A 7,416-nucleotide genomic window follows, 5' to 3' on the forward strand; every position below is an offset into this window, starting at 1 on the left:
GGGCAGCTTGTGGCCGTCCAGGCCGACGCGCGACTCCTCGCTCGGCGAGTAGGTGTAGTTGGTGTCGATGCCGAAGTTGGACAGGATCGGCATGTCGGGGATCACGTCGGTGAAGGCGATCTTGGCCCCCACTTCCACGCCCTCGACCGAACCGCTCTGGCCCTGCACCGGCAGCGAGACGTTGACCGGATCGCTGAGCGAGCCGTCGCCGTTGGTGAACCGGCCGGTGGTGACGCCGCTGGTCACGAAGCTGTCGATCTTCAGCTTGAAGGCCGACAGGTTGAACATCGAGGCCCGGCCGAAATAGTACTCGACCGCGCCGTCGAAGTTGTCCGAGCGCCACGGATCCAGCATCGGGTTACCCGACGAGCTGGCGCCGGTGACGCAGCGCACGCCGGGCTTCACCGAGCCGCAGTCGGCGGTGAAGATCGACAGGCCGCCGCCGTAGTTGCCCAGGTCCAGCGGCTGCATCGTCTTGGAGAAGGCGAAGCGGAACTTCCAGTGGTCGCCCAGGTCGTAGACCGCGTTCAGCGACGGCAGCCAGTCGGTGTACTTGCGGCGGGTGACCGTGTCGCCGACGTCGGCGTTGGTGTCGCCGTAGGCCAGGGTGTCGCCGGTGTTGTTCTGCTTGACCAGCAGTTCGGTCTGGATGACCCGCAGGCCGAAGTTGCCCGACAGGTTGCCGATGGAGAAGTCGGCCGCGCCGTAGGCGCTCTGCTCCTTCAGGTCGACGTCGTAGGTCTGGCCGGGCACCTGCACGCGGGTCGCGCCGCCGAACACCTTGTTCTGGAAGGCGACGATGTCGTCGAAATCCTTCGGGTCGATGGCCCAGAAGCCGGGCATGCCCGAGGTGACGCCGCCCAGGTCGGTGACGAACTGGATGTTGTTGTAGGTGTAGAGCTTGGTCGGGCGGTTGACGGTGTAGGGCTGGAACTCCGGCACGCCGGTGATCGGGTTGGGCACGAACTCGCCCGCCGAGCACTGGTTGTTGTCCATGGCCACGTCGATGGCCTTCCACTGCGCCATGCAGCCGGCGGCCGGAACGGCCGTGCCGTTCTTCTGCACCGCGCCCGCCACGCCGCCGTAGAACGACGAGAACAGGTGGAACTGCTCGACGCTGATCGAGCGGTCGCTCTGGCGGACGCCGGCGTCGACCTTGGTGATGAAGCCCAGGAACTTGTCGTCGAAGCGGTAGTGGCCGTCGGCGCGGAACACGTTCATGTCCGACTCGACCTCGTTGTTGCCCTCCGACGAGAAGGCCCCGATCGCGTAGCTGTCCTTGTTGGCCATGTAGTCGCGCAGGGTCTTGCCCGCGCCCAGGCCGCCCGAGATCGGCGTGTCGAAGCCGCTCCACACCGGATGGTCGCCGCTGATGTCGTAGTGCAGCTGCGGGTTCTCGCCGTAGCCCTGCGGGTTGGGCGTCAGGTAGCAGCCGCCGGCCGAACCGGCCACGGCGTTGCTGCGCTGGCTGGCCGGATACTGGTCGCAGATGGCCTTCGGATAGAACGGGCCGCGGGTGCGGTCCTGCGCATTGCGGAACAGGTTGAAGCGGTTGGGCGCGTACTGCCAGTTGCTGAGGTCGCCCTGGGCCTGGCCGTTCATGCTCAGCTTTTCACCGTTGGCGCGGATGGCCCGCACCTCCGAGGTGAACTTGCCGCCGTTGTCGTACTTCAGTTCGAGGTTGTAGTTCTTCGATTCCGACTTGGTGACGCGGTTGACGCTGAACGAATTGATCCACCAGGCGTCGATGTCGTACTCGCTGACGGCCTGCCAGCCGCCGATGCCCACGGGCTGGAAGTCGGTCGGCTTGGTCCAGTTGCCGAAGGCGCCGCCATCCCAGCGGTTGGAGATGTTGATGCCGATGGCGCGGTTGTACTCGTCGAGCTTGGCGTAGAAGCCTTCCGCGATCAGGGTGAAGCCTTCGCCCAGGTCGGCCTCGAACGACACGTTGACGCCGGTGCGCTTGCGCTCGACGACGCGGTTGAAGCTCTCGTAGCCGTGCGGCGAGATGAACGAGTTGGGGTTGGTGCCGCCCCAGTCGTTGTTGCCCGACAGCGCGACGGTGCCAGAATAGTTGTTGCCCAGGTTCGACTTGCTCTGGGCGGCCGACACCAGCAGGCCGACGCGGTCGTTGCGCCAGCTGGCCAGGATGTTGCCCAGGTAGTCGTCTTCGCTGGTGCGGTCGCCGCGCTGGCCTTCGACCGCGCCGGCGAGCGTGAAGCCTTCCGACATCTGGAACGGCCGGCGGGTGCGCAGGTCGATGGTGCCCGAGATGCCCGACAGGGCGTTGTTCGGGTCGGTCGACTTGTAGACCAGCACCTGGTTCATCAGCTGCGAGGGCACGTCCAGCAGGTTCGGCTGGGCCTCGCCCATGTTGCCGGCGCTGAGGTACTGCTCGCCGTTCAGCAGGGTGATCACCTGCTTGAGGCCGCGAATGTTGACGGTCTTGCCCTCGCCGGCGTCACGCTGGATCTGCACGCCGGTGATGCGCTGCAGCGAGTCGACGATGGTGACGTCGGGCAGCTTGCCGATGTCTTCCGACGAGATGGCGTCGACGATCGAGGCTTCCTTGCGCTTGACGTCGACGGATTTCAGCTGCGAGCCGCGCACGCCGGTGACGACGATCTCTTCGACCGCGGTCTCTTCGGTGGTCTGCGCCAGGGCGGTTGTGGTGATGACGGCCTGAGACGCGCCGGCCAGCAAGGCCAGGGTCAAGCCGCGAGTCCAGACGGACTTCGAACGTGGTGTGGTCAAGTCGATCGCTCCCCAATGTCTTTGTTCTTGCGTTCGGGCCGCGACGCTCTTTGCGCGCCGCGGTGGGTCTTGAGCCCGGGTCTTAGCCTTCACGCCAACCTGCTTCTGGCGGCCTTGACCCGGTGATGTCCTGTCGGCGACCCCCGGCGCCGGAACGGTGCTGCGAGACAGCCCTCAGTCGCCGCTCACGGTGGCTACATTCCCAAATGTCCCGAGCAAGTCAACAAGAATGTCAACGTTGTCATTTCTGAAAATCGCCGAAATGCAACATGTCCTCAAGGCGCCAAACCCCGATCGAACCGAGCCTTGGAGATAGGAGTATTCCCTATTTTATAAGGAGTTTTTGCTCGCCCGCTTCGACCTGAGCGACAAAGGAGACAGCGCTGCCAAGCCTGTTTCGCCCCGGCTCAATAAAATCTGCGAGCGAGGCCATTGAGGGAATCAAAACCGGAGGACGCGGGCGGTAAGGACGCCAAGGCCATGTCGAAATGTCTAACTGGACATTTGCGAGACAACATAATGTCCGACGGAAAGACAATTTTTGACCCGAACCTGTCCCATCGCATGACAAGCCGATCCAGCTGCGGTATGGCTGGTCAAGGGAGCCGTCCGGCCGCCGCCCTGCCGGGCGCGCGCGGCGACGGCCGAGTCGGGTGCGGGTCTTCAATGTCGACGATTCACGATGTGGCCCAGCGGGCCGGGGTCTCGGCCAAGACGGTCTCGCGGGTCCTCAACGACCACGCCAGCGTCACCGCCAAGACTCGCGACAAGGTCCGCGAGGCCATGTCCGCCCTCGGCTACCAGCCCAGCGCCGTGGCCCGCCAGTTCCGCGCCCAGGGCTCTTCGGCCGTCGGGGCCCTGATGGGCGACCCCAGCGGCGGCTATCACACCCGCACCCACCACGCCCTGCTGCTGGCCTGCCTGGAGACCGGCCGCCACCTGACGGTCGAGCTGTTCGACGGCCCGATCGCCGGCTGGCAGGACCGCATCCGCGCCTTCGTCGAGGACGGCGGCATCCGCGAGGTCGTGCTGCTGCCGCCAGAGTGCGACTTCGGCCCGCTGAAGGCGCTGCTGCGCGAGCTGGAAGTGCGCTGCGTGCTGATCTCGCCGACCACGCCCGACCCGCACTTCCCGGCCATCGCCATGGACGACCGCGCCGCCGCCCGCGAGGTGGTCGAGCACCTGTTCAGCCTGGGCCACACCCGCATCGGCCACATCTCGGGCCACCCCGACCACGCCGCCAGCACCCATCGCCGCAACGGCTTCTTCGAGGCCTACGCCGCCGCCGGCCTGCCGCGCCCCGCGCCGGAGCTGATCGTGCAGGGCGAGTTCACCTTCAAGACGGGCCTGGACGCCGCCAGGCTGCTGCTCGAGATCGACGAGCCGCCGACCGCGATCTTCGCCGCCAACGACGAGATGGCCGCCGCCACCTGCATGGAAGCCCAGCGCCGCGGCCTGCGCATTCCCGACGACATCTCGGTGGTCGGCTTCGACGACGCGCCCATCGCCGGGGTCATCTGGCCGACCCTGACCACCATCCGCCAGCCGTTCGAGCCGATGGCCCTGCGCGCCCTGCAGACCTTCGCGGCCTGGAACAGCGGCGAGTCGGGCCTGCGCACCGGGCCTTTTCTGGCCCAGCACAGCCTGGTGATCCGCGAATCCACCGGCCCGGCCCGCAAGGGCCCGCCGGCCAAGACCAGCTGACGGAGCCCTCCGTCCGCGAACAGACCGCCGGTTACGCCGGCCAATAACATCCGTGTGGGAGGTAGAATGAACTCGCGTTTCCGCGCCAGCGCCCTGGCCCTGACCATCGCCCTCGGGGGCCTGTCGGCCCTGCCCGCCTGCGCCCAGGATCATTCCCGCCACGCCGCAGCGCCCGCCGCAAAGCCGTGGCTCGATCCCAAGCTCGACGCAGACACCCGCGCCGACCTCGTGCTCAAGGCCATGACCCAGGACGAGAAGCTGACCCTGGTCTACGGCTACTTCGGCGCCGACATGAAGCCCAAATATACGCGCATCGAAGGCTCGCTGCCCGGCTCGGCCGGCTACGTGCCGGGCCTGCCGCGCCTGGGCATTCCGGCCCAGTGGGAAACCGACGCCGGCGTCGGCGTGGCCACGCAAGGCAGCGCCGCCGAATTCCGCGAGCGCACCGCCCTGCCCTCGGGCATGGCCACCACCGCCACCTGGAACCCGGAGCTGGCCCAGAAGGGCGGCGCGATGATCGGCTCGGAGGCCCGCAACTCGGGCTTCAACGTCATGCTGGCCGGCGGCGTCAACCTGGTCCGCGAGCCGCGCAACGGCCGCAACTTCGAATATGGCGGCGAGGATCCGCTGCTGGCCGGCGTCATGGTCGGGGCCCAGATCAAGGGCATCCAGTCGGCCAAGATCGTCTCGACCATCAAGCACTACGCCCTGAACGCCCAGGAAACCGGCCGCTTCGTGGTCGACAGCAGGATCGGCCAGGCCGACGCCCGCACCTCCGACCTGCTGGCCTTCCAGATCGCCATCGAGGCGTCGGAGCCGCACTCGGTGATGTGCGCCTACAACCGCGTCAACGGCGACTACGCCTGCGAGAACGACTGGCTGCTCAACAAGGTGCTGAAGCAGGACTGGGGCTACAAGGGCTACGTCATGTCCGACTGGGGCGCGGTGCATTCCGGCTCCAAGTCGGTCAACGCCGGCCTCGACCAGGAATCGGCCGGCGACGCCTTCGACAAGCAGCCCTTCCTGGCCAGCGTGCTGAAGGCGGATCTGGCCAGCGGCGCGGTCAGCCAGGCGCGCCTGGACGACATGGCCCGCCGCATCGTCCGCTCGCTGTTCGCCAGCGGCGCGGTCGATCACCCGGTGAAGATCGCCCCGATCGACCTGGCCGCCAACGGCAAGGTCAGCCAGGCCGACGCCGAGGAAGGCATCGTCCTGCTGAAGAACGACAAGGGCCTGCTGCCCCTGGCGCTCAAGGCCCAGAAGATCGCCGTGATCGGCGCCTACGCCAATGTCGGCGTTCTGTCGGGCGGCGGCTCCTCGCAGGTCTATCCGGCCGGCGGCCGCGCCGTTCAGGGCCTGGAGCCCAAGACCTGGCCGGGCCCAGTGATCTACTACCCGTCCTCGCCGCTGAAGGCGCTGCAGGCCCGCGCCCCGCAGGCCAAGTTCACCTATGACGACGGCAAGGACCCGGCCGCGGTCGCCAGGCTGGCCGCCGACAGCGACCTCGTCATCGTCTTCGCCGACCAGTGGACCACCGAGTCGGAAGACGCCCCCTCCCTGACCCTGCCCAAGAACCAGGACGCGACGATCGCCGCGGCCGCCAAGGCCGGCAAGAAGGTGGTCGTGGTGCTGGAGACCGGCGGGCCGGTGACCATGCCCTGGCTGAACGACGTCGGCGCGGTGCTGCAGGCCTGGTACCCGGGCACCAACGGCGGCGACGCCATCGCCCGCGTGCTGACCGGCGAGGTGGACGCGACCGGCCGCCTGCCGGTGACCTTCCCCGCCAGCGAGGCCCAGCTGCCCCGCCCCACGCTCGACGGCGATCCGAAGACGCCCGACGCGCTGTTCTCGGTCGACTATTCGATCGAGGGCGCGGCCATCGGCTACAAGTGGTTCGACAAGAAGGGCCTTCAGCCGCTGTTCCCTTTCGGCCACGGCCTCTCCTACACCAGCTTCGCCTATTCGGACCTCAAGACCGCGACCGCCGGCGGCAAGCTGACCGTGTCGTTCAAGGTCACCAACACCGGCAAGCGGGCCGGCAAGGACGTGCCGCAGGTCTATGTCTCGCCCAAGGCCGGCGGCTGGGAAGCCCCGCGCCGCCTGGCCGGCTTCCAGAAAGTCGCCCTCGCCCCCGGCGCCAGCCAGGCCGTCACCCTGACGGTCGATCCGCGCCTGCTGGCGACCTGGGACGACGCCGCCCACGGCTGGAAGGTCGCGCCCGGCGACTACGAGGTGCAGCTGGGGGCCTCGTCCGCGGCGATCTCGGCCAAGGCGACCGCGACGGTGGCGGCGCAGAGCGTGCCGGTGGGGCTGCTGAAGTAAGGGGCGAGCCCCCTCAGTCGCTTCGCGACAGCTCCCCCAGAGGGGGAGCATCTGATCCGCGTAAATCCTCCCCCTCTGGGGGAGGTGGCCCGGAGGGCCGGAGGGGGGCGGACGCGGCGGCGTCCGCCCTCTTTCGTTCAAGCCATGCGCCATCGGTTCGGGCTATCCCCTCCCCGCTTCCCCTCCCGGCTGAACACGCTCTAGTCTCCCTCCATGCGCGCCCCGCTCCTCGCCCTGGCCCTGATCCTCGCGACCGCCGCCTCGGCGCGGGCGGGCGAGACGGCCTGCTGGTTCGAGAACGGCGCGATCGTCGCCCCTGCCGCGATCGGCGACATGACCGGCGACTTCGTCATCGACCTGTCGGCGCCCCATACCCTGCTGCACGAGACCAAGGCCCAGGCCGGCGGCTTCGAGGCCACCGATCTCTCCCTGCCGATCCGCGTGGCCGGCGAGGCCCTGCCCGCCCAGCCGGTGAGCGTCGTCGACCTCGACTATCGCGGCGTCGGCTTCGTGGCCCCCATCGCCGGCGTCATCGGCGCCGACGTCCTGGCCCGCTACACGGTGGTGATCGACTTCTCCCCCTGCCGCCTGACGCTGGCGCCCGCCGACGGGCTGGCGAGGCCCTCAGGACACGCC

General features: G+C 68.2%; 3 protein-coding genes and 1 pseudogene. 3 read left to right on the forward strand and 1 reads right to left on the reverse strand.

Features of this window, described 5'->3' with window-relative positions:
• Nucleotides 1-2,754: TonB-dependent receptor (locus DMC18_RS19490; RefSeq protein ID WP_110133227.1), on the reverse strand; the 2,754-nt coding region annotated here is incomplete at its 3' end.
• A gap of 666 nt (nt 2,755-3,420) precedes the next feature.
• On the opposite strand from DMC18_RS19490, the gene DMC18_RS19495 reads away from it, so the two are divergent.
• From DMC18_RS19495 to DMC18_RS19510, 3 genes and pseudogenes are all read left to right on the forward strand, one after another.
• A complete protein-coding gene (locus tag DMC18_RS19495; RefSeq protein ID WP_110119074.1) occupies nt 3,421-4,458 on the forward strand; it encodes a LacI family DNA-binding transcriptional regulator in 1,038 nt (345 codons plus the stop codon).
• A gap of 66 nt (nt 4,459-4,524) precedes the next feature.
• Nucleotides 4,525-6,780 (forward strand): beta-glucosidase, encoded by a 2,256-nt coding sequence (locus DMC18_RS19500; RefSeq protein WP_110119073.1) that lies wholly within the window; start codon nt 4,525-4,527, stop codon nt 6,778-6,780.
• 213 nt (nt 6,781-6,993) lie between these two features.
• Nucleotides 6,994-7,416 (forward strand): annotated as a pseudogene (locus tag DMC18_RS19510) (hypothetical protein); the annotation flags it as partial.

The organism is Caulobacter sp. D5 (assembly GCF_003185805.1).
Taxonomy (GTDB): domain Bacteria; phylum Pseudomonadota; class Alphaproteobacteria; order Caulobacterales; family Caulobacteraceae; genus Caulobacter.

Excerpts from the sequence above, each read along its gene's own strand:
- DMC18_RS19495 (WP_110119074.1), top strand. The coding sequence starts at position 3,421 with ATGTCGACGATTCACGATGTGGCCCAGCGGGCCGGGGTCTCGGCCAAG.
- DMC18_RS19500 (WP_110119073.1), top strand. The coding sequence starts at position 4,525 with ATGAACTCGCGTTTCCGCGCCAGCGCCCTGGCCCTGACCATCGCCCTC.